This is a genomic window from Acinetobacter sp. YH12241, assembly GCF_013417535.1.
Classification (GTDB): domain Bacteria; phylum Pseudomonadota; class Gammaproteobacteria; order Pseudomonadales; family Moraxellaceae; genus Acinetobacter.
This window is the reverse complement of sequence record NZ_VPDQ01000002.1, coordinates 90,907-113,609: the sequence shown is the minus strand read 5'-3', so window position 1 is coordinate 113,609 and position 22,703 is coordinate 90,907. Positions and strand designations below refer to the sequence as shown.

Annotated in this window: 16 protein-coding genes and 1 tRNA gene; 4 read left to right on the top strand and 13 right to left on the bottom strand. The window is 42.0% G+C overall.

The features are described from left to right. Positions 1-168: 168 nt before the first annotated feature. A complete protein-coding gene (locus FTV18_RS02030) occupies positions 169-2,406 on the bottom strand; it encodes an NADP-dependent isocitrate dehydrogenase (RefSeq protein ID WP_180016679.1) in 2,238 nt (745 codons plus the stop codon). Positions 2,407-3,180: 774 nt separating this feature from the next. Here FTV18_RS02030 and FTV18_RS02025 point away from each other — a divergent pair. Further along, entirely contained in the window at positions 3,181-3,711 is a 531-nt protein-coding gene (locus FTV18_RS02025; RefSeq protein WP_180016680.1) for a hypothetical protein, read from the top strand. A 631-nt stretch (positions 3,712-4,342) separates the two neighbouring features. Here the strand turns inward: FTV18_RS02025 and FTV18_RS02020 are convergent. The 8 genes from FTV18_RS02020 to efp all read right to left on the bottom strand — a co-directional run bounded on the left by FTV18_RS02020 (position 4,343) and on the right by efp (position 13,098). Beyond that, complete coding sequence (locus tag FTV18_RS02020) at positions 4,343-5,311, bottom strand: IS30 family transposase (RefSeq protein ID WP_253105210.1); 969 nt, start codon at positions 5,309-5,311, stop codon at positions 4,343-4,345. 241 nt (positions 5,312-5,552) lie between these two features. Beyond that, a tRNA-Val gene (locus FTV18_RS02015) sits at positions 5,553-5,629 on the bottom strand. Between the two features lie 47 nt (positions 5,630-5,676). Beyond that, complete coding sequence (locus FTV18_RS02010) at positions 5,677-7,674, bottom strand: DUF3488 and transglutaminase-like domain-containing protein (protein WP_180016681.1); 1,998 nt, start codon at positions 7,672-7,674, stop codon at positions 5,677-5,679. Positions 7,675-7,685: 11 nt separating this feature from the next. After that, a complete protein-coding gene (locus FTV18_RS02005) occupies positions 7,686-8,591 on the bottom strand; it encodes a DUF58 domain-containing protein (protein ID WP_180016682.1) in 906 nt (301 codons plus the stop codon). 12 nt (positions 8,592-8,603) lie between these two features. After that, positions 8,604-9,554, bottom strand: a complete 951-nt coding sequence (locus FTV18_RS02000; RefSeq protein WP_034702154.1) for a MoxR family ATPase — start codon at positions 9,552-9,554, stop codon at positions 8,604-8,606. A 390-nt stretch (positions 9,555-9,944) separates the two neighbouring features. Continuing rightward, positions 9,945-10,247, bottom strand: coding sequence for a YbdD/YjiX family protein (locus tag FTV18_RS01995; protein ID WP_004782606.1), 303 nt, complete (start codon positions 10,245-10,247; stop codon positions 9,945-9,947). Positions 10,248-10,257: 10 nt separating this feature from the next. Continuing rightward, positions 10,258-12,357 (bottom strand): carbon starvation CstA family protein, encoded by a 2,100-nt coding sequence (locus FTV18_RS01990; RefSeq protein ID WP_034702078.1) that lies wholly within the window; start codon positions 12,355-12,357, stop codon positions 10,258-10,260. Between the two features lie 171 nt (positions 12,358-12,528). Further along, the gene (efp, locus tag FTV18_RS01985; RefSeq protein ID WP_004782608.1) at positions 12,529-13,098 is read right to left on the bottom strand and encodes an elongation factor P; all 570 of its coding nucleotides are present in this window, start codon (positions 13,096-13,098) and stop codon (positions 12,529-12,531) included. Positions 13,099-13,476: 378 nt separating this feature from the next. On the opposite strand from efp, the gene epmB reads away from it, so the two are divergent. From epmB to FTV18_RS01970, 3 genes are read left to right on the top strand one after another with little or no spacing between them, the layout of a single operon-like run. Next, positions 13,477-14,499 carry an EF-P beta-lysylation protein EpmB gene (gene epmB / locus FTV18_RS01980; RefSeq protein WP_004782609.1) on the top strand — a complete coding sequence of 341 codons (1,023 nt, stop codon included), beginning with the start codon at positions 13,477-13,479 and terminating at the stop codon, positions 14,497-14,499. Between the two features lie 9 nt (positions 14,500-14,508). Next, positions 14,509-16,254, top strand: coding sequence for a GTPase (locus tag FTV18_RS01975; protein WP_179992265.1), 1,746 nt, complete (start codon positions 14,509-14,511; stop codon positions 16,252-16,254). Next, the gene (locus FTV18_RS01970; protein WP_004782613.1) at positions 16,236-18,401 is read left to right on the top strand and encodes an EAL domain-containing protein; all 2,166 of its coding nucleotides are present in this window, start codon (positions 16,236-16,238) and stop codon (positions 18,399-18,401) included. The genes FTV18_RS01975 and FTV18_RS01970 overlap by 19 nt, the downstream gene beginning before the upstream one ends. Before the next feature lie 97 nt (positions 18,402-18,498). On the opposite strand, the gene rpmE is transcribed toward FTV18_RS01970, so the two are convergent. The 4 genes from rpmE to FTV18_RS01950 all read right to left on the bottom strand — a co-directional run bounded on the left by rpmE (position 18,499) and on the right by FTV18_RS01950 (position 22,623). After that, positions 18,499-18,723: a 50S ribosomal protein L31 gene (gene rpmE / locus FTV18_RS01965; protein WP_004782616.1), complete on the bottom strand. Its 225-nt coding sequence runs from the start codon at positions 18,721-18,723 to the stop codon at positions 18,499-18,501. Positions 18,724-18,926: 203 nt separating this feature from the next. Then, the gene (locus FTV18_RS01960) at positions 18,927-19,904 is read right to left on the bottom strand and encodes a bile acid:sodium symporter family protein (RefSeq protein ID WP_180016683.1); all 978 of its coding nucleotides are present in this window, start codon (positions 19,902-19,904) and stop codon (positions 18,927-18,929) included. A 144-nt stretch (positions 19,905-20,048) separates the two neighbouring features. Beyond that, positions 20,049-20,450 carry a lactoylglutathione lyase gene (gene gloA / locus FTV18_RS01955; protein WP_004782618.1) on the bottom strand — a complete coding sequence of 134 codons (402 nt, stop codon included), beginning with the start codon at positions 20,448-20,450 and terminating at the stop codon, positions 20,049-20,051. 1 nt (position 20,451) lies between these two features. Beyond that, positions 20,452-22,623 carry an MFS transporter gene (locus FTV18_RS01950; RefSeq protein WP_373686942.1) on the bottom strand — a complete coding sequence of 724 codons (2,172 nt, stop codon included), beginning with the start codon at positions 22,621-22,623 and terminating at the stop codon, positions 20,452-20,454. Positions 22,624-22,703 lie beyond the last annotated feature (80 nt).

Here is a 22,703-nt window from a genome sequence, read left to right as displayed (position 1 = left end):
TATTTTTTAATCATTTTGATTATTCAATCAAATAACGATAGATCAGAAACTTAACTGAAATCTCATTTCTTCATTTCTTATCTAAATGTATATCTAAAAACAATAAAAAACCGGCGCCTAAGCACCGGTTTTATTCACTTTACGAGCTTTAAAGCTAGTACAGCCTGATTAAGCGTTTAGTGATTCAATGATTTGGTTCAATGTAGCACTTGGACGCATTACAGCATTTACTTTTGCAGGATCAACTGCATAGTAACCACCGATATCTACAGATTGGCCTTGAACTGCATTCAATTCGCTCACGATCTTCTCTTCATTTTCAGCAAGAGATTGAGCGATCGGTGCAAATTTCGCTTTCAATTCTGCATCTTCGTCTTGCGCTACAAGTTCTTCAGCCCAGAATTTAGCCAGGTAGAAGTGGCTGCCACGGTTGTCTAGCTCGCCAGTACGACGTGATGGAGACTTGTCATTGTCAAGCAATTTACCAGTCGCAGCATCCAGTGTTTTCGCAAGCAGTTTCGCACGTGCATTGTTTTCTTTAATGCCCATTTCTTCCAGAGAAACAGCCAATGCCAAGAACTCACCTAGAGAATCCCAACGTAAGTGGTTTTCTTCTACCAATTGTTGTACGTGTTTAGGTGCAGAACCACCAGCACCAGTTTCGTACATACCGCCACCTGCCATTAGAGGCACGATAGACAGCATTTTCGCAGAAGTACCAAGCTCCATGATTGGGAACAGGTCAGTCAGGTAGTCACGCAGGATGTTACCTGTTACTGAAATGGTATCTAGGCCACGAGCAACACGTTCAAGTGTATAACGCATCGCACGTACCTGAGACATGATTTGGATGTCCAAGCCTTCAGTATCGTGATCTTTCAGGTAAGTTTGAACTTTTTTGATCAGTTCGTTTTCGTGTGGACGGTACGGGTCAAGCCAGAAGATTGCTGGCATGCCAGAGTTACGTGCACGAGTTACAGCCAGTTTCACCCAGTCGCGGATCGGTGCGTCTTTCACCTGGCACATACGCCAGATATCACCTTCTTCCACGTTTTGAGACATCAACACTTCACCAGTTTCAAGGTCAGTGATGTTCGCAACACCCGCTTCTGGAATTTCGAAAGTCTTGTCGTGAGAACCGTATTCTTCAGCTTTTTGAGCCATCAGACCAACGTTAGGAACTGTACCCATAGTACGTGGGTCGAAGTTACCATTCCATTTACAGAAGTTGATCATTTCCTGATAAATACGTGCGAATGTAGATTCAGGCATAACTGCTTTACAGTCGTAAGGTTTACCGTCAGCACCCCACATTTTACCGCCAGTACGGATCATTGCAGGCATAGAAGCATCTACAATCACGTCGTTTGGAGAATGGAAGTTAGTAATACCTTTTGCAGAATCAACCATCGCAAGTGCTGGACGGTGTTCTTGACATGCATGAAGATCTTCAATGATTTCTTCACGTAAAGAAGTCGGTAAAGATTCGATTTTTTCGTAAAGACCAGCCATACCGTTGTTTACGTTAATGCCGAGCTCGTCGAATAATTTACCGTGTTTCTCAAACGCATCTTTGTAGTAAATACGCACACAGTGACCGAATACGATCGGGTGTGATACTTTCATCATGGTCGCTTTAACGTGTAAAGAGAACAGGATGCCAGCTTCTTTACAATCTTCTAATTCTTTTTCATAGAAGTCGCAAAGGGCTTTTTTGCTCATGAACATTGAGTCGATGATTTCGCCGTCTTGAAGCGCAACTTTTGGCTTAAGAACGATAGTTTCACCAGACTTGGTGATCAGTTCCATTTTCACATTACGTGCACGGTCTAAAGTCATAGACTTTTCGCCATGGTAGAAGTCGCCTTCTTGCATGTGAGAAACGTGAGTTTGTGACCAAGGTTTCCATTCACCCATAGAATGTGGGTGTTTTTTCGCGTAGTTTTTCACTGCTGTCGGCGCACGACGGTCAGAGTTACCTTCACGAAGTACTGGGTTCACTGCTGAACCTAGGCACTTGCTATAACGCGCTTTAATTGCTTTTTCTTCTTCAGTAGTCGGGTTTTCCGGATAATCAGGCAGTGCATAGCCCTTAGACTGAAGTTCTTTAATGCATGACATCAACTGAGCAACAGACGCACTAATATTAGGGAGTTTAATGATATTAGTATCTGGGTCCTGAGTAAGACGACCTAATTCTGCCAGGTTATCTGAAACTTTCTGCTCATCGCTTAGATAGTCTGCGAATTCTGCAAGTACGCGTGCGGCTACAGAGATGTCTGTCTTAACAATCTCAACGCCCGCCGGCTTAGTAAAGGTCTCAATGATCGGCAGTAGAGAGTAAGTCGCCAATAATGGCGCCTCGTCGGTCAGTGTGTAAATGATTGTTGACTTTCCACCAGCCATATATAGCCCCTTGCTTTGGATTGAGTTTCTGATCATCAGGCTTTTGGCCTAATTTCAGCGAACCGGTTACTTAAATAAACTTTGAAAGTAGTGGTGCTGGTTGCACCTCAGTCAAAGGAATATCAATACATATTCAACTTTGCCTGAAAAATTCGTAAAAATTGTCAGCGTGATTCACCGACAGCAGTATTCTACGTGAAAATGAACCTTTTTTCGAATCGGCACATTGCCAAACCATGCGATTTGTGCATTAGAAGGTTAATTTGCAGATTTTGCTTAATTTTACCAAAAATTATAATTTAATCATTATAATTCAATTACTTAAATTAAAAATCAGACAAATTCACCTATAAACTTAATGTGTGCTTAATTCGGTTTTTTGCCATCAATTTTTATCTACATGTTGGGTATCATGAAAATAAATTATCAATGGCCGTAATTTCCATAAGTATGGGTTAAAAAGCGAATTGAAACAGATCTGCTATTCCCTATCGAAATTTATGATCTGCACCTGATAAATTGATAGTTAATCCTAAAGGCTTAAGACAACCTAAATAATAGTCACCTTTCTACTCTTTCTTCAGTTTAAATTATGTGCATTTTTTTAATTACCTTTACAAACACTGGAAATGTATCGACCGTAATTCAAATAAAAAAAATGGTTCTATTGGTTTAATAGGCTTTAGATAATGCCAGTATGTTGGTTTAATTAATAAGAATCTTCTAATTAAATTTGGGTAGAATGCTGATTAATTTACAATAAGGACTTATTTTATGCTGAATTATTTAGTTAGTTTTTCGACATGGGCTGAGAGCAATTCAGGACAGATTCAGATTCTGATAGGCATATTAGCGCTAAGTCTTGCAATTTTTGGTTATAGACAAATAATTGAACAGATAAAAATTGCAAAAAAACAGGAAGATCGTGCAGATGAACAAAGAAAATTTGAATTAAAGATACAATCCCTTAATATGTCACTCATAGCTTTAGATAAAAACGCATTAAAAATAAATAATTTTAAAAAAATATTGAAATTGTCGGAAGGGTCTATCAAATCACTCGATCAGAATAGCGAAGTAATAGAAGGTGATATTCGAAAGTTAATTACACTCACTAAAGAAAAAATTAACCATGCTGAAGAAGTCCAAGAAGATATTTTTGATATGTGTAAGCGTATAAACAGAAAGAGCGCTTTCCATAGTCTAGATGAGCTAACTGCTATATATGATGTATTAATTTCTATAATAAATGATGCAAATAATACTGACTTAATGAGACATCACTTTACGATAACTGAAGATTAACAATCTCATATCACACAAAAATCCTCAGCCTCACTACTCACCCTACCCCATTAACTGAATAAGGCTTTTCGTATGCAGCCTCTAACATGTCAGCAATATCTTCGATCCCGGGTGTAGTAAGTATTTGCCAGCACTTTGATATACGCCCAGTGATCAGGGCCAGCACATCAATCGATAATTTCTATTTATTCACAAAGGGTTGAGTGCTTTATGTCGCGTGTCATAAAAATGAATATCTGGAAGCCCTGCCTTTTGCTTTCTACGTTTCCATATCAACTTAAATGAATTCTCTTTTTGAGGGATTAATATTAAGTCCGTCATATTGAATCAAATCCAGAAGCTCTATAGCCTTTATAGTTAACGGCATATTAAGTGCATCACCATTTTTAGTCTTTGGCAGATGAACATTTCTATCGTAAATATTTTTTATCTTTATACCCATTTCCCCCATCACATTGCAGTTTTAAGTGCAAACCGAAATGTCCATATAACAGAATGATCTGACCTTATTCATAGCATTATTTTATTATCAAAAGATTCAATGTACTTTCTTATTCTTGGCTCAGTTAATTTCATGACGTACTTTCCAAAATTCTTGTCGTAACCTTGACGTAAATTAAGCTGGGCGAATTCAAACATGAGGTGCGACAGTTTCAAAAGCCTTATGATAATCAACAAGCTGAGCAAATTTCTCTAATGGTGTAAGCCAATCTAACGCTTTTCTAGGACGAGTATTCAGTGACATGGCGACTTGATTTAAATAATGCTGATCTGCCTGATTTAAATCAATCCCTTTAGGTAAATATTGCCTAATTAAACCATTCATATTTTCGCATGTACCTTTCTGCCATGGCGAATGTGGGTCACAGAAATATACATCTATGCCTAAATCTTCTTCGAGGATTTTATGTTCTGACATCTCACGTCCACGGTCATAGGTCAACGTTTTACGTAGTTCTGCAGGTAAATATTTCAGAGCTTCAGTTAAAGCCTTGCGCACTGATTCTGCCTTTGCATCAGGTAATGTTGCCAAGATACAGAGCCGTGTATTTCGTTCAATAAGTGTTGCTATCGAACTTTTATTGTCTTTACCTTTAATTAAATCGGCTTCCCAATGACCCGGTATTTTTCTTTCTTGAACTTCGGCTGGGCGCTCATGAATAGTTTTAATATCCTGTAATATAGAATCTTTTTTAGGTTCACCGTTAGCTTTTCGCTTTTTATTTTCATGACGCAGACAGGATAATAAGTCTTTTTTCAACTCACCCTTTGGTAATGCTCGTATAGTTGAATAAATCGTTGTATGGCTTACATTCATTGTTTGATCCAAATCAGGAAATGTCTTTAAACGCTTTGCTATTTGCTGAGGAGACCATAAACAACGGATCGCTTCAACAATAAATCTCCAGAGAATTGAGTCGATTTTGAGTTTTCTGTGACCGCGTCTACGTCTAGCGAAGGTGTTATCAGAAGCATATTGAGCTTGATAAACGTCATTGATGCTATTTCTTTTAAGCTCACGATAGATCGTACTAGGATGTCTTTTAATGAGTTCAGCAAATTTTCTGGCTGAAAAGCCTTCTTTTCTTGACTCAAGCATTAATGCAGTACGATCTTCAAAGTTAAGATGATGGTATGACAATTTTATATACTCCATAAACCCTTTAAATTAATTAGGTGGTTTATGTCGCACTTCAAGTTTTACTCTGCCCTGTATAATCGGTAAAAAGCAGCGATTTAAAGGATAACGCGGATAAAGATACTTTTTATTGTAGGTATAAAAAAAGGGTTTTAAGCTACTGTTTTCGCTTAAAACCCTTATAACATTAGTTTTTGAATCCTGGTAGGTATATCCAGACTCGAACTGGAGACCTCTACGATGTCAACGTAGCGCTCTAACCAACTGAGCTATACACCTAGAATGCTTGGCATATTATAAATTTTTCGATCTCAAAACAAGTCTTTTCATTTAATTTTCAATATATACGTACAAGTTTTAAGCAAATCTTTGAATTGTTTCAGATCTTGGTCTGAGAATTCCCTGCCTGAATAAATTGATTTTTCAAATAGTCTAATTGCTTCAAAAAATACAGTCTGATCTTTGTCCTGAACTTGCTGAGATAGCCTTAACATCCACTGATGAAAAGTTTCCACAGGCTGTTTTCTTAAATCTTTTTTTAAAGACTGATTAAACTGCTGAATGGAGTAATCAAAAGGCGATTTTAACTGACGGTTTTTAAGATAGATTTTTAAAATATAAAGCAATATGAGTATGCCAATCCCGGATATGAGAATGATCACACTGGAATAAACTGAACTTAGACCTAGCTTCGCTAACCAGCCTTGTTGAGATTCAGCATTATAGCCCACGACCTTACTTTGCCATTGATAACTTGCATAATCACTCCAGACTCTTAATTTAGTCAGCCATGCATTACGATGTGATGTCCAACCAGAATTACTTGCCCATACTCGCTCATCTTGTGAGATTAAATTTTGCATCCCATCATCAATACGTCGCGGGGCTACCATTGCGGTAGGATCAAAACGCTGCCATCTTTGGTCAATCCAGACTTCTGTCCAGGCATGAGCATCCAACTGACGAACTTCCCAACTTTTCCCATCGGGCGCCAATTGTCCGCCTTGATAACCTGTGACCACACGTGCCGGAATTCCCACATATCGCATCAGCATCACAAAACTGGAAGCATAGTGCTCACAAAAACCCTGCCGGGATTTAAACAGAAATTCATCAATCCGGTTTTTGCCGAGTACACCTGGTTTCAGGGTATATACAAAATGATTTTGCTGGTACCAGTTCAAGACTGTTCGGATATAACGTCGCGGATCCTCCCCACTTTGTAGATATAAACGCTGTGCCAGCTGTTGTGCCTGAGTATCCAAATGGACTTGAGTCTGGGTATTCAGTCGCTGAACAAATTGTTCTGGTAGAGCACTTTCAGCATTGTGATTACCCAGCCATTGCAAATGGATCGGTTCTACTCGTTGGGTTAAACGCCTTGGTACGATACTCCAGTCCTGACGATTATAATAACGGCGTTCCAAAGGCATCGATTTTTCCAGGCCCATCACCCAGAACACAGAAGGATCAGCAGCCAGATATTGGTAATTCCACCCTGATGTGGATACTGGAACAACTTCTCCAGGCTGACGGATTAAAGGCTGCTGATTAATAAAGCTACTGGTCCAGCGCTGTCCATCATATTCATCTAGCACCAATGCCCGCCAATACAACTCTGAACGTGGCGGCAGTTTACTCACATCACCAATAATCCTGAAAGCTAGAGCATTAGATTGAGATAATTCAGCAATATCGCCCGGTGACATACTGTCACCGATTCCGGTTATACCTTTATTTTCTGGAATTGGGATATGCCAAAGCGGTGGCAAACGCGGAAAGAAAATGAATAACAAAATAAAAAACGGCAGAGCATAAAGCACAAATCTGCCGACATATTTGGCATCTTGCTGTAAGGCTATACGTGGTGATTGCTGACTCTGCTGAAACTCACTGGTCTGAATCCGGTATAAGCCAATTAGACAGCTTAATAAGCATAGAATAATCACAACAGCCATGCCAAAAGATTGGCTATATAGAAATGAACTGGCCGCAACAAAAAGCGCAAAATTAAACAGAATAATCAGATCCCGCCGGTTTTTCGTTTCCAGTGATTTGGCAAATAAAAAAGTGGAAAGAACTGCAACACCTGCCTCCACTCCAATAAAACTTTGGTGGCTAAGATAAATACTACCTAATGCTAAGGCCGTGAGAAGAAAAGTTCCTATTTTAGGAAATGGCTTTTGCCGTTTAAGAAAAATCCAGATACACAGTAAGCTAATGACAAAGATAATGCTGAGCAGCACCGGGATGAAAGCTACTTGGGCAAGGATGATCAAGCCTAGGGTCAAGACGATCGAAATTCGGATTTTTCCATCAATCATAGATTCACCCGTTATGCCTGAGCCAATAATTGTTTGGCCTTACGTAACTGTTCTTCACCTGCTCCCTGCGGCAATTCTGCCTGAGGTAAATGCAGTGCATATGCACATTGCTGCTGCTCACATTGCTCAATCAGTCCCATCATCAAGCCCAGTTTCTCCTCATGCGACTGGCTAGGCATGTGTTCATAATGAATCTCAAAGCTATGTTCATCCTGATACTGTTCAAAGACTTTGACATACAAGCCTTGCCCACGTGCAAACTGTTTCCAGGAAACCGCCTGCAATGAGTCTCCAGATTGATAATTTCGTAATTCACGGAACTCATCCATATCCGGTTCAAAGCTATTCTGATAAATCTTGTTTTCTGAAGTATTGATTTGAGCTTTAGGTGCCACCCAGGCAAACTGATGATGATAAAGATAGGTCCAGGCTCGAACCAGGCCAAAGGGATAAACCGAATAGATCTGAATCACTGGATACTCAAATTTACCGCGACATTCCGCATAAAATGGTAGCATCCAATGCTGCTTTTGTTCAGTCAGATAAACTTTCTCCAGCTGATTGCCCGCCTTGATATACAGATAACGTGGCTGGGCTGTCGCTTGCTGAAAATAAAAATGCAGATTAAGTGCATGACCCACCTGCCCGACGTCTTCAGCAATCATTTCAATATCCAGATCATGCAACTGTTTAAAGGTCAGATAGAAGCTGACACATAGCACTGCACTAATCAGAAAGCAGAAACCTAAAATCAGGTTATTGGCATAGTTCACGCCAGCAATAAAGGTGATAAAAATCAAAACCAGATACAGATAACCCTGCTGATAAATAAAGACCAGTACATCCTTTTGAGAAAGTCGTTTTTGCTGTGAAAATTGAAAGCGTTTCGCCAGCCAGTTTTGCCAGGTTTTATCCAAGAGCGGACTCCTTTAACTGACTGCGACCTGTTGCATCACATTTAATGTTTCTGCATCGCTCAGCCCCAGACGATGGGCGGCGACTGCCACAAAAACGGCTTGTACATCGTCCGGAGTTACGAAGCTACGTTGCTGAATAATGGCATTCGCCTGTGCTGCACGCTTGAGTGCCAGCAAACCTCGTGTTGATAAGCCTTGGCGTTTCTTACGGGTTTCTTCCGCAAGATCTAGCATATATTCCTGAACCGCTTCACTGATAAAAATCTGCTGGGTCAACTGCTGTAATTCCAGCACTTCATTTTCAGTAAATACATGTGCCAAGCTAGCGATCAAGGCAAAACGGGATTCTTGCTGTAATAACAGTTTTTCAGCATGACGGGATGGATAACCTAAAGACAGACGCATTAAAAAGCGGTCTAGCTGAGATTCAGGCAAGGCATAAGTGCCACTTTGAAATAAGGGGTTCTGGGTCGCGATTACCCAGAATGGCTTAGGCAAAGCATAACGTATCCCATCGACAGTGGCATAGCCTTCTTCCATCGCCTCCAGCAAGGCACTCTGAGTTTTGGGACTGGAACGGTTAATTTCATCTGCCAGCAAAATCTGGGTAAAAATAGGCCCCTGCTTAAACTCGAATTGATGTTCTTTCTGGTTAAACATATTGATACCGATCACATCACTGGCCAGCATGTCATTGGTAAACTGAATTCGCTGAAATTTCAGTCCTGTAAGATAGGCTAGGCTGCTTGCCAATGTTGTCTTGCCCAACCCGGGTAAATCTTCAAACAAGACATGCCCGCCTGCAATCAGACAGCATAGTGCTAATCTGGTCTGTGCATGTTTATCCAGAACAATCGCATTAATTTCTTGGAAAAATTTTTGAATCTTGGGGGCATAATCAGCCAGCTTCTGTTCAAGCTCATCATTGTTGTGCGCAATATCCAGCTTTTCTTTTTGTTTCATGCCCCAGATCACAATATTTTCCCTAATAAAACATGCTGTAGGATTAACATACACTGTTTTTTAAAATTCCCCAAAGATCAGTCATCTGCCGACTTTATTTCTGCAGAATAAATTGGGAATTTTAGAAATTTTATATGATTAAATTTCCTATAAGAACCAATTGAAACTTTAAGATTAAAGTTTAGAAAAATTGCATTTTCCTTGGCATATTTATTAGAGAAAACAGGTTATTAAAAACCTTTGAGATCTGAACTTATACCTAAAAGGTAAAGACTTTTAAAAATTTAAATTCCCAATGTCAAAATAGATCATAATTTTGTTTTATCTTGTTTGAATCCTAAAATTTGCCCGTAAAAAAGCGCCCCGAAAGGCGCTCATTTTATTCATCTATTAGCATGGACACTTCTTCATATCTCCACCGGCAGATGGATAACGCGAATCTACACAGTGACGATAAAATGTTTTAGGGTCCATCGCTTCCAGATCAGGATGGTGCTTTTTCATATGCGCCAGATAGGTCTGATAATCCGGCACACCCACCATCAGGCGGAAACTCTGCTGTAAACGCTGCCACAACGTCGCAATCCGTGACCAGTTTTTCGGGTTCAGGATCAGGTCTTTTTGTGACATCACGGTCATCTTGATGATTTTATAGATAACCGCTTTTCCACCTTTAGCAAACTTCAAGTTCATGCGCTGCTCCTTAATGTCCTTTTGCAGGCTGAATTTCTTCAGGATCGCGATATACTGCTTCGGCTTCATTTACGGTTGGTACCGGGCTCGCCAGGGCACGACGGATCACGCCAATCGCAGCAAATAGCATTACAAACGCTACGATCATGAAGAAGCCACAAAGTGCTGCGTTGATCTGGTTCGACATTGCGACAGTCTGCATTTCAGCCAAAGTTTTCGCTGGTGCCAGAATTTCATTATTCGCAATTGCCGTATTAAAACGCTCTGCCTGTGCCAAGAAACCGATCTTTGGATTTTCATGGAAAATCTTTTGCCAACCGGCTGTCATTGAAGTAATAAACAGGAATACGGTTGGAACAATGGTTACCCACACATATTTCTCTTTCTTCATCTTGAACAGGATGACTGTACCCAGAATCAATGCCATTGCAGCCAGAATCTGGTTACCAATACCGAACAGTGGCCACAAGCTGTTAATACCGCCTAATGGATCAACAACGCCCTGATAAACGAAGAAACCCCAGCCAGCAACAGCAACGGCTGTACCCAGCATATTACCGAAGAAGTTATGAGATTGTTTTACCGCAGGAATCACGATACCAACTGTATCCTGAACCATGAAGCGACATGCACGAGTACCCGCATCTACCGCTGTCAAAATGAATAAAGCTTCAAACAGAATTGCAAAGTGATACCAGAAGGCCATCATTTCACGGCTGTTAAAGATTTCGGTAATGATATGCGCCATACCAATCGCGAAAGTTGGTGCACCACCCGTACGTGACAGAATCGAGTTCTCACCTACTTCCTGAGCCAAGAGAGTCAGCGCTTCAGGCGTTACCACAAAACCAAGATTACGTACTGCTTCAGCTGCAGTATCTACGGTTGTACCTAGTAGTGCTGCTGGTGAGTTAATCGCGAAGTACACACCTGGATCAAGAATCGCGGCACAGATCAAAGCCATGATCGCTACAAAGGATTCCATTAACATACCGCCATAACCGATTATCCGGATATCGCGTTCGTTGTTGACCAGTTTCGGTGTCGTCCCTGAAGAAACCAGTGCGTGGAAACCGGAAATCGCACCGCAGGCAATGGTAATAAACAGGAATGGGAACATTGAACCAGCGAATACTGGGCCTGTACCATCGACAAATTTGGTAATCGCTGGCAATTTCATTTCCGGCATCGCGAACAGAATACCAATCGCCAGACCGGCAATCACACCAATTTTCAGGAAGGTAGATAAATAGTCACGTGGAGCAAGTAATAACCAGACGGGCAATACTGATGCAATAAAACCATAAATGATCAGTGCCCAAGTCAGTTCAGTACCAGTTAAAGTGAACAACTGTCCCCAGTATGGATGCTGTGCAACGTTTTCACCATAGATAATGCCAAGCATCATCAATACGAAACCAATGATCGAAACTTCTGCAATTTTACCCGGACGGATAAATCGCATGTAGATCCCCATGAAGATGGCGATCGGAATCGTAGCGGCAATACTGAATACACCCCATGGACTGTTGGTCAGCGCTTTAACAACCACTAGTGCCAATACTGCAAGGATGATGATCATCACACCTAGCGCACCAAGCATCACGATAATACCAGCAAAGGTACCCAGTTCCTGTTTTGCCATTTCACCCAGTGAACGACCGTCACGACGGGTAGAAATAAACAGTACCAGGAAGTCCTGTACCGCACCTGCCAGTACCACACCGACCAGTAGCCAGATCGTGCCTGGCAGATAACCCATCTGCGCTGCAAGGATAGGACCGACTAAAGGACCCGCACCGGCAATCGCGGCAAAATGGTGACCGAATAACACGCTTTTATTGGTCGGCACATAATCCAGACCATCACCCAGACGATGTGCGGGTGTTAAACGGCGTGCGTTCAGTTCAAAAACTTTATTGGCAATAAATAAACTGTAGAAACGGTAAGCGATGCTGTACACACAGGCTGCGGCCAGTACCAGCCAGACTGCATTCACATGCTCACCACGACTGAGTGCAAGTATCCCGAAGGAGACTGCCCCGACTATGGCTACCAGGAGCCAGATGATTTTCGAAGTCATGGTTGACTTCTGTTGTAAAGTTTCCATTCAATCCCTCATTTTGTGAAGCATATAAATCAGCGTGATTTTTTTATTCGAGGTACTGCTGTTTTCCCTTGCGACTTTACGCTTGTTCCTTTCAAATTCCTCTAAGACTTTGGCATAAAAAAAGGGGATGATTTTAGTCATCCCCTTTGATAATAGTCTATTTTCCGACCATTATGCACGTTCTAAATAGTCACCAGTACGGGTGTCTACGCGAACGCTTTCTTCTTGCTGAACGAATAATGGAACACGTACTACTGCACCTGTTTCAAGTTTCGCTGGTTTACCGCCACCGCCAGAAGTATCGCCACGAACGCCTGGATCAGTTTCAACGATTTTTAATACTACGAAGTTTGGTGGGCTTACTGTTAAAGGTACGCCATTCCATAACATGATAGTACATTTTTCATTTGAATCGTCTTTTAACCATTTTGCAGCATCGCCCATTGCTGTTTTATCAGCAGCGATCTGTTCAAAGGTTACAGGATCCATGAAGTTCCACATTTCGCCATCGTTGTACAAGTATTCCATTTCCACTTCTACGATGTCTGCAGCTTCTAGAGAATCACCAGATTTAAAAGTTTTTTCCAAAACTTTACCACTGCGAAGGTTACGTAATTTAACGCGGTTGAACGCCTGGCCTTTACCTGGTTTAACGTATTCGTTTTCCATGATTGAACATGGGTTACCATCAAGCATAACCTTCAGGCCAGACTTGAAATCGTTCGTAGAATAATAGGCCATGATTGGCTCACTCCAAACTTACTAACTTTAAGCTATTGATGCTATGGGCTGTTGCAATGTCATTTAGCAAGTCTGACACGAACATGAGTTGCCACATGCACATTCATTTAATGTTGCGTATTCTAAATGAGCAATACACCAAGTCGCAACGAAAAAATCGGTTTTAACTTGCTGACACTGCTTAACTTAGCATCAGCTATTCCAATACTGATGCACAACCAGTCTTCCAAACACATAAAAGTCTCTATGCTTTTGCATACCATAGCAAACTGATCGTGTTTAGAGAAATTTTAGCCAGCTTTCACATTCCCATCTGTAGACAAACTGCTAAACTGCGCACTTCTGGCTATCGCCTTCATCTTTTTTTGATCTTCCGGCATGACACAGTATTTATATCAAGAAGCAAATTGGCAATCGCAACTGAGCGACCTGATCACCGATCCACAGGAATTACTGCAAATTCTACAGCTTTCTCCAGATCAGCTGTTATCTGGTGCTCTGCTGGCCTCTCAAGCCTTTAAACTACGTGTGCCGCGAGCTTTTGTTTCCAGAATGCAGCCAGGCAATCCTTTAGATCCACTTTTATTACAAGTGTTACCGCATCATCTGGAACTGGAAGACCATCCGGGATTTGTCACCGATCCCCTAGGTGAAGAACAGGCCAACCAGCAGCCTGGTGTTCTACATAAATATAAGTCACGTTTTCTACTGACCTTGACCGGTGCCTGTGCAGTCCACTGTCGTTACTGTTTCCGACGCCATTTCCCCTATCAGGAAAACCTGCCTAAAAATGAGGACTGGATCAATATCAAACAATATCTGGAAAGCCAGCCAGATATTAATGAAGTAATTCTAAGCGGCGGCGATCCACTGACCTTATCTAACCGAAAATTAAAAACCTGGATTGAACGACTAGAATCGGTACCACATCTCAAATTTTTAAGAATACATTCACGAGTTCCTATTGTGATCCCAAACCGGATCGACGAAGAGCTACTAAGCATGTTAAAAAACAGTAGGCTACGTATTATTCTAGTGGTACACTCGAACCATGCATCAGAGCTGGATGACCTGACCTGTAAGCAGCTTAATCAGCTGGTTCAGCATCAGATCACGGTACTCAATCAAGCAGTTTTATTAAAAGGGGTTAATGATTCTGCTCAAGTTTTGATTGATTTAAGCTATCGCTTGTTTGATGCTGGCGTGATGCCCTATTATTTACATGTACTTGATAAAGTAAAAGGTGCGCATCATTTTGATTTACCTGCTGAGCACATCAATGAGATTTATACAGAAGTTTTAGCGAACCTACCGGGGTATCTGGTTCCTAAACTAGTTCGAGAAATAGCGGGCGAGAAGAATAAGACACCGCTTTTTGGGGTTTCAACATTTTTGAGTTAAATAATAAAGATGAGTAAGCATACTGCAGACATTTTTCAGACAACGGCTGAACTCACCATAGAACAGCTAAGTTTTTGTCCCACAAATGCCAAAGCATTGCAGGAATGGGTCGCAGGAATTTCAATCCTGCAATTGGGGAATTCATCCAAGTCTCTGTTCAGTGCTTTACTGGAAATTTCCGAACTGAAATGTGCGGAAACCTTGCGTTTTGACCTGATTCAGGTATTGCACCCTACCCTTGAAAATGTTTTGGCCAGTCTTGAGAAACATTTCGTCAATCAGGGTCTGATCACGACAGATCGCAATGACCAGATTATTGAGCTGGCTATGCTGTTACGCAGCTATTTTGCCAAAATCTATATAGATATTGCCAAACGCTGTAATCATCAGCTGAATCATCAAAAGTTTTCACTATTTTCCTTGGGCAAAAAGAAAAGCCTGCAAAGTGCCCGGATGGTGTCTATTTACTATGGCCTGCAACAGTTAAGTCTCCTGCTCTATCAACAGCATATGCTGTATAGCACACCTGGCGCCGGTCAGTGGTTGGCAGCACATCAGTTGCTGGAATGTGCGATGGAAAATAATTTCTATCAGACCAACATCAATCAGGTTCTTGGCACCCAGCACGAAATCCAGAATATTACCCAAGCCTATGCACGACTGATTTTGCTGGATATTTTCAATACTCATCAGATCCGCCCAGCTGAGATTCAGGGATTATATTTATGCAGTGCGGACTGGGCGAAACTGGTTCAGATTCTGCCAAAAGAAACCACACTGTCACGTTATGTGGTTGATGCCAGCAAAGATCATCCACCTTTACTGAATTCTCATCAGGGTCAGCATTTCCAGCCAAGTTTCTATATTTCGACACAAAACCTGATGGAACACCTGACCGGCACTCAAAGCAAAAATGCCCAGTATCTGTCACGTAATGAAAAGCTGTTCCTGACACCTGCCCTGCATTTTCATATCTATAACCTGCTTTCGAATAATGTCGAACGCCGTCATGAACGTTATGAATATTCCGCACAGATCAATATCTGCTTTGGCTTAACGGTGGCGCATTTTTATCTGTCTAAGGGTAAAAACTTTAATGAAACGCTGGAACTGGAAGGTAATTATGGTTTCCAGAGCGAAAGCAGTTTTGTCAGCTCAATGCATAATGCCGTTCCAAGCGGATTCAGCAGTATCAAGGCGCTCGATCGCGAAGCCAAACAGATTCATACCGCTGAAGTTCTCGATATCAGTGTCAATGGTTACCGGATTAAATGGTCAGGTATCACGCCTGCCAATCTGAAAACTGGTGAATTTATTCTGGTTCAGGAAAAATCTCAAAGCCAGTGGCGTGGCGGAGTCATTCGCTGGATCAAACAGTCAGCAGATAAAAGTCTGGAAATTGGCCTGGAAATTCTCGCACAGGAACTGTTCCCTTGCGCAGTCTATGCCCGTACCGACAAACATAGTATCAATTATCAGCCAGCTATTCTGGTACAGATGACCCAACTCGATCAGGTCTCAACCAGTATTATTGTCTCTGGCTCACAAATGTTTAGGGAAAAACAGACCATTCATTTACGTCTTGGCCAAAAAGAACTCAGAATCTACCTGACCAAGGCACAGCTCATTACACAAAGTTTTATCCGTTTTGACTATGAATTATTAAATGATCAAGAAGAAGATGTCATCGAAAACTTTATACATAAGCAATTGAATGAAACTAGAAATCACGATTTATGGGAAGCATTGAAGTGAGAAATCCATTATTGTCTAAAAAGTTAAAACGTACTGAAACACGTTTACTGATCATTGATGATAATCAAATTAGATATAACCAAATCCGTGATCTCTTAACCAGTAATGAATATCAGGTCGACGCCGTTCTGCTTGATGATCTGCAATCTTTTGAAAAACAGTTAAACTTTAACTGGGACCTGATTATTTTTGGTCGTGCTTATGATCTGAAATATGAACAGGCCTTAAGTCTGGTTCAACTTTCGCAGCAACCTGATCTTCCTATTCTTTTGTTAAAGCCGGAAGATTATCAGGCTGAACAATATGCCCAATATATCCGTAAAGGCATTTTTGACATTCTGAATCTGGATTATCCAGACCGCTTCTTCCTGAATCTGGTGCGTGCCCTTTCCTTTAGCCGTACCATGCAAGCCCAGCGCCATTTAATGGAAGAACTGGAAACTGCACAAAGCCAGGCACAATCACTGGTAGAAGATAGTAACCGTGCAGTCGCAACCATTCAGGAAGGCATCCATATTCAGGCCAATGCCGATTATCTCAAATTGTTTGGACTCAAAAGCGAGGACGATATTATCGGTCTGCCACTTTTAGACCTATTACAGCCGCAAGATTTAAATGATTTTAAATCCCGCTTTAAAAAGATTTCTCAGGGTCAGTTTGATTTAGGCCGTTTTGATATTACTTCTTCGAATCCAAATGTGGCTGCTGCCAACCCGCTAAAACTGGAATTTCTGGCATCTAGCGCTGAAGAAGATGCACTTCAAATCACGATTGATACAGCGACTAATCAGGCGAGTGCCTCTTCTGAAAAAGTTGCAAACAAGCCAAATACCTTACAGTCACTTAAGCGTGAACTCAATCGTGAACCGGCCAAAGCCAATGCATTGATCACGTTCTCCTTTGCTGCGTATGAGCCGCAAGTCCTGAATGGTGATTGGGCGACCTACATAGGTTATTTCCATGAAGTTAAGAAATTTCTAAAAGAGCAGGTTCGTATTCCACTCTTTAAACTGGAACATGATGTTCTGGTGGGGATCATTCAGGCAGATGCGCAAGACATTCTGGAATCCAAACTTGTTGGGTTAGGTTCATTGACCAAACCACAGCTTATTACAGTGAATCAGCAAACTTATCCGCTCAATCTACGCATCGGTTATACCCTGCTTGACGGTGAGTTGCGTGATGAAAGCCATTGTAATGAATTAGTCGGTCGGGCCTTCTCTACTCCTTTACCACAAGCACAAAAAACGTCTGAATTTGTTCTGGATATTCCTGCAACGACTCAGGAATCGATTTCAATGCCGAGCATTGACTTCACGGTTTCAGAACCCGTTATTCCAGCGTCTGAGTCCATACCGGTCAGTCCGGCAGTCAGCACTGTACCACTCACAACCTCTCCAGTATTAAAAGCACTGCGTGAATGTCTGGAACGTGGTGAAATTCATCTGAAATATCAACAGCTCTATGATAAAGAAGATACCAACCTCTATATGTATGAGGTGACTAGTGGCTTTATCTTTGAAAATAAATGGCAGGATATTTCTTCCTTGATGGAACTTAATGAAGATGATGAATTGTCTATTAAACTGGATCGTTGGATTCTGGTTGAATCAAGCAAGCAGTTGCACAACTTTATTACCCAGTATCCGGATGCCCGTTTAATCGTGAACCTGAACCGTGCGGTGCTATTTAAAGACCGTACTTTCCCTGAATTTATTTCCAAACTGATTACCATTATTCGCAGTAAAGTCGAGCATCCTTTAACTTTACAGTTCTCTGAAGAGGATATCCTGATGAACCAGCAGGATGCGCAGAAATATCTACGTACTTTACGTGAACATGGCGCGCGGATTGCGATTCGTAACTTTGGTCACTCTATGTATAGTGAAACCCTGCTACGTGAGTTCGATATTAATGGTCTGAGCCTGGATAGCAAACTGACCAAGATGCTGAACAATGATGCTGAAATTGAACAGTTACAGGAAAAAATCACCACGTACAATGAAATCAAACCAGTGAATATCATGATTCGTGAACTGAATGACATGACCTTATTTGCGAATGCCTGGAACGTCGATGCCCGCTTTATTCAGGGTGATTATTTCCAGAAAAAACTGGATCATCTGATTGATGTACAAGACCACTAAGGTCTTGTACTCGCCTTTCAATCTAGAAACGTGAAATGATTTTCTAAATTGCAGGCACAAAAAAACGGGCATAAAGCCCGTTTTTTCATTTTGGGTATTAACGTTTAACAGAACGTGACATACCAGCAAAACGTTGTTTGAACTTGTCGATACGGCCGCCAGTGTCAACGTTCTTTTGCTTACCAGTGTAGAATGGGTGGCAAGCTGAGCATACGTCTAGGTAAAGAGTTTCTTTACCAACAGCTGAACGAGTTTCGATTACGTTACCACATGAACAAGTAGCAACTAGTTTTTCGTATTTTGGGTGAATATCGGCGCGCATCGTCGATTACTCCATTAAGATGAAAGAAGGTTTTGCTGTCATCGCAATTGATCACTCTCAAATATTGAGGAAGGGCCAGAAACAGGATTCAGGCAGATCAACACCACAACAGACCATTCTTTTGGCCCACCGAGACGGATACCGTCAGAGCTAAGCACAACAAGTTGGGCAGTATTATACGGCAAACAAAAGCAATAAGCGAATTATTCTTCTGTATGTACCGCCTGTTTGGCCCAGAGATTCGCAATCACACCGCAGGCCATAAGCTGGATTTGATGGAAAATCATAATCGGTAAAACTATCATACCAAGTGGCTGACCAATAAACAGAATCTGTGCCATCGGTACACCACTGGCCAGCGTTTTTTTAGAACCACAGAAGAACACCGTTTTTTGGTCGGCACGATTAAAGCCTAACCAGCGTGGAATAAATAGCGACAATAGCATTACGATGGTCAATAAAACCGAACATGCCAGCAGCAGCAAGAGCAAAGTACTTAAGCTGACTTCACGCCAAAGTCCAGCCACCACCGCACTGCTAAATGCCCCATAAACCACCATCAGAATTGAGCCCTGATCGAATACCTTGACGATCTTCGGCATTTTTTGCATTTTTGGGAAGATCCAGGGACGTAGTAACTGACCTAAAATAAAAGGCACCAATAACAGCAGTGTAATCTGCAGGATCGATACCGTCGGATCGAAACCGTGCTGGGATTGTCCAAGAATAAAGAATGCCACCAGCATCGGGGTAATGAACATCCCGATAATATTGGAAAATGAAGCACTACAGATCGCACCAGCAATATTTCCTTGAGCCACTGAGGTAAAGGCGATCGAAGACTGTACGGTTGATGGCAAGAAGCACATAAACAGGAATCCCCAATATAATTCCTGCCCCAGCATTGGCAATAATATTGGCTTTGCCAGCAAACCTAGAATTGGAAAGAGTGCAAAGGTCAACGCAAAGACCAAAGTGTGTAATTTCCAGTGCATCAAGCCTTCAATTACGGCTTCACGCGAAAGCTTGGCACCATGTAGGAAAAACAGGATCGCGATGGCTGCTGTGGTGATCCAGCTAAAGACTTCAGCTGCCTGCCCTGACACTGGCAATACACTGGCCAGTAACACCATAACAAAGAGCAAGATCGTAAAGCGGTCCAATGCCAGCAGTTTAAGCATCTGATGTCCTTCCCTCAAAATTTTATTATTCGATAAAAAATACCCGGCTATCTTAACAGATGCCGGGTCCATGTTATGCATTCAGATTGATGTAATATTTTCATCCATACATGAATACATTTCACATATATCGCTTTATAACACTTAGTTATTACGTGCGTTGTTGTCTTGCTGGATTAGCTCGATTTTATAGCCGTCTGGATCTTCCACAAATGCAATGACAGTGACACCGCCTTTCATTGGGCCAGCTTCACGAACGACATTGCCACCACGTGCTTTGATTTCTTCACAAGCTTTATAAGCATCATCTACCGCAATCGCAATATGACCGTAGCCATTGCCTAGGTCATAGCTTTCTGTATCCCAGTTATGGGTCAGTTCAAGCACAGTGTGATTTTCCTCATCGCCATAACCCACAAAAGCCAAGGTAAAACGACCTTCTTCATAATCACGCTTACGAAGTAAAGTCATACCAAGAACTTCAGTATAGAACTTGAGTGATTGTTCCAGATTGCCTACACGTAACATGGTATGCAGCATGCGCATATTAATCATCCTTATTTACAGATTGTTTTTGGTGTTCACCGAGCAATTTTGCCACCCAAACGACCAGAATCAGGATTGGAATCCCGATTAAAGTGGTCATCAGGAAGAAATTCGGATAACCGATATTGGTCACTATAGTACCCGAATATCCACCTAAAATCTTAGGAGTCAAGGTCATGAGTGAGCTAAAAATAGCATACTGAACAGCGGTAAAGGACACACTGGTCAGACTGGACAGGAAGGCAATAAAAGCAGCGCCTGCGAGACCTGCGGCCAGATTATCGACAATAATTGCAAAATATAGCCACCATGAACTATACGGTTTAATCACTTTACCTTGAATTTCAACATTCTCGCCTGTTCCAATTGTAATCGGCTGAATATCAATATCCATCGGATTGGCCTGAGTCTGCGACAAGTCCACAGCATATGAATGCTGCTGGGTCACTATTGGCTGCTCCTGCTGCATTAAGCTTGCATTGATTCGCTTCACAGGTGCAGTAATCAGTTTCTCGGCAGGAATAGCAGCACTAAAGACACGCTCTTCATCCAGCTTGGCATCGAATTTATCGCCATTCAGCTCTAATACAATTTTTTGCTCTGCAGTTAAATCCGGCCCTAGATACTGACCGCGAACCACGATGCTATTCTCCTGCTCATTGGCACTGATCAGGTTATCTGTGGTAACAGGCAGAAGCTGTAATTGTGCTGCTTGCGAAGCATTCTGTTGCAGATAAGGCAGGTTGACTTGTACTGCATCTGCCGGATGATTCAGATAATGTGCACGAACCTGAATCTGTTCGGCCTCTTTAAAAGCAGTAGTGGGTACATTCAGTTTCCAGTAACCGACTTCATCTGTATCTGCTCGAAAGGTTTGCTGACCTACCTGAACTTCGACCTGCCCCAGCTTTTCACCAGACTTCACTAAGCCAATAAAAATCAGATTGGTTGAACAGGCCAAAATCGCGCCTACAAACATCAGTTTCATGATGTTCATTTTCTGAGCCAGCAAGCCACCTAAAAAACCGCCAAGCAGGGAGAAAATTACCCCATACACTTTCACAGCTTCAGCAATCTGCTCCTTGCTAAAATTTAAATCCTGATAGAACACATTGGAAATCACACCGGCAATAATATCGGAGACCCGATAGAAACCGATCAGCAATAACAACACCAAAGCCAGCTTTAAGCCATAACGATCAAAGAAATCTGCTACGGGATTCACCCAGGTCTCGAATGCCATCTGTTTATTCACAGCACCCATTTTGACCAGAATCGTACCCACACCGAAAGCGACAGCACCTGAACCGATAAAGCGTAAAGCCTCAAAACAGAACAAGGCAAAAGTATCCTGAATCGTCCATTGTTCAGTGATACTCGATACCAAGTCACCGGAATAGACATAACTCAGAACAAAGCTGATAACTGCCACAAAAAACACGCCGACGAGACGGAAATAATCACTGCGCTGATAATCTTTACGTACTCGATCCACTTGAGGCTCACGGATGACCAATGTGGTGATAATCCCAACCAGCATAACCGCCGCCATCGCCAGATAAGTCCATTTCCAGGCATCATAGATATAGTTGCCTTTGGCTGTACCTAAATATGCCGCCAGAAACAGAGCTCCAGCGCCAGCCACAATCATCCCGATCCGGTAACCCGCATTATAGGTCGATGCCAGGACGGTCTGCATCTGGGTTTCGGCCAGCTCAATACGGTAAGCGTCAATGACAATATCCTGCGTTGCCGCCGAAAACCCAAGCAAGACTGCACCCAATGCCATCTGCTGTAAATGTGCCTGCCCCAATGCCGGATCTGAAAAAGCCATAATTGAAATTGCAGTCACGATTAGAATCTGGGCAATCAGCAGCCAGGCGCGCCGGCGACCCAAAGCTTTGGTCAGAAACGGGACAGGTAATTCATCGATCAGTGGCGCCCAGACGAACTTGAATGAATAGCCCAGTGCAGCCCAGCTGAAAAAAGTCACCGCACTTTTACTGATTCCGGCTTCACCGAGCCATAAAGACAAACTGGAAAAAATCAAAAGAATCGGGACACCGGCTGAAAATCCGAGAAACAGCATGATCAGGGCACGTCGATCCAGAAATGCTGTAAATGCGGATTTCCAACCCGTCGTTTGTGTTGTCATTGCCTTGTTATTTTCCACGAAAACCAATTGCTGCTATTCAATCCTTTAATAACGTATCTTTCAACAAAATTTATATATTTCTCGCATGCCCGATTTTT